This is a genomic window from Candidatus Aegiribacteria sp., from assembly GCA_021108005.1.
Classification (GTDB): Bacteria; Fermentibacterota; Fermentibacteria; order Fermentibacterales; family JCC-6; genus Aegiribacteria.
Genome location: JAIORS010000178.1, coordinates 1 through 1711, shown reverse-complemented (window position 1 = coordinate 1711; position 1711 = coordinate 1). Strand labels below are relative to the sequence as shown.

General features: G+C 46.3%; 2 protein-coding genes. One reads left to right on the top strand and one right to left on the bottom strand.

The window, feature by feature from the left end; genetic code table 11:
• Nucleotides 1–1416: SUMF1/EgtB/PvdO family nonheme iron enzyme (locus K8S15_11385; protein ID MCD4776636.1), on the bottom strand; the 1416-nt coding region annotated here is incomplete at its 3' end.
• A 28-nt stretch (nt 1417–1444) separates the two neighbouring features.
• Between K8S15_11385 and K8S15_11380 the strand changes: the two genes are divergently transcribed.
• Entirely contained in the window at nt 1445–1600 is a 156-nt protein-coding gene (locus K8S15_11380) for a hypothetical protein (protein MCD4776635.1), read from the top strand.
• Nucleotides 1601–1711 lie beyond the last annotated feature (111 nt).

Below are 1711 nucleotides of genomic sequence, written 5' to 3'. Positions count from 1 at the left end.
TGATATCCCCATCACTTCCCGCCACATACCCTGAGTAACCTCTGTCGTCATAAGTTCGAACGAATCGACATGAACTCTATGCTGTTCTTCATCATGATACCGATGATCCTCGGAATAAGGAGAACCCATCTCGAAACTCCCGGATGGAATCAATGCAAATTCCATACCGTCAAGCGGACCTGAAGAGGTCTCACCCGATACAGATGATAATGTTGAAAGGTTACAGCAGGACACGCTCATGTTAAGCATATCTATGTAAATACGGAAATCAAATGACGGGAAGGCCGCCTGCTGACCTCCCATCGAATCTATCCACTCGGAAAAATCATTGCAGGATTCAATGCCTGCCAGGGCCGGGATTACATTCGGAGAAGCGACAACATCGAAGAAGATACCGTTTTCGTAAACTCCGTAATTATCCCCAATACGGTAGTTGTAATACATGTCTTCAGGCAGAATCATCCATGCCCTGTTCCCGTGCATCAGAACGATATCTCTCGGAACCCCCTCTGCCGAAGTCCTGTATGAGTAGTTTAACCACGGTTGATTTCCAAAACCGGTCCAGTTTTCGGACATAGGACTTGAAGTGAGGCTCTGAATTAACAGAAAATCGCCTTCTATCCAGTTCGAGTATGAGCCTACTCCTGAGCGTGGGATATTGTATCGGTATTTAACACCGGTTTCAAGATCCACCAGATCTATGGTACCTCGCCATGTTCCGGTTCCATCCGCTCCAATTGCATAGTATTTACCTGATGGGCTGATCTCATGCATTGAAGCCATGTTACAAATATTGTAAAAGTTGAAACCCCACTCTCCGGCGAACAGTACTGTACAGTCCTGATACCAGAACATGTTTTCGCATTCACGTGCAGGATTGCCTGGATAGTAAACGGCAATAAGCACATCGCCTTCCTCTTCGGAGATAACACCGATTCCCGCAAAATTCGCTATAAGATTGTGTGCCGTGGTCATCTGTCCGTTTGACGCTAAACCAGAAGCAAGCCATATCAGATAAGACACATCTGTTATGTGCCCCGGGGCCGGGATAAGTGTGTTTCCCCTGCACCAGACTAGGTGGTACGCTATCTCATTCTCTCTTATCATGTACCAGATTTCTCCGAATTCATCGGTGGCTATGCCCAGTATCTGTCTGGGAACCCCGGGATCGAGTTCGCCGCACTGATCTGATTCTCCTGAAGGTTCATTCATGAGAGCAACCGCTCCGCCGGCACTGATGACTTGCATCCCCGGAACCATTACTGTTCCGGGAAATGGCTGATTTTCTATAATCTCTAATTCGACAGGATCGGATAATGAAGGATCCTCACCTGGAGTACAGGCATATTGTGCGCGGGTTGAAGCACTCAAAGATAGACATATAATAAAGCAAAGTACAAGTGAATTTCTATGCATAACAATACTCCCGTCTCGGAATGAAAAAATGAAACTGGATATTTCCTATCATAAAATCGGTTCACGGAGCTGTCAGCTTCCAGAACCTTTCAGTCCCGATTTCTGCGTTGAGGAAAGGACAGGAACCACAATATGTGGATACCACGAACCTACTCTGGAACTGCATTACACCATAAGGTACTGATCTATGGTTTTTTCCCACGTACAGCCAGGAATGTGGCTCCATGAAAACCGACTTTGTGAAGTCTTTGTCTCAGCTACTCGCTCCTTCCAACCAGTTCTGAATTATCCTCAA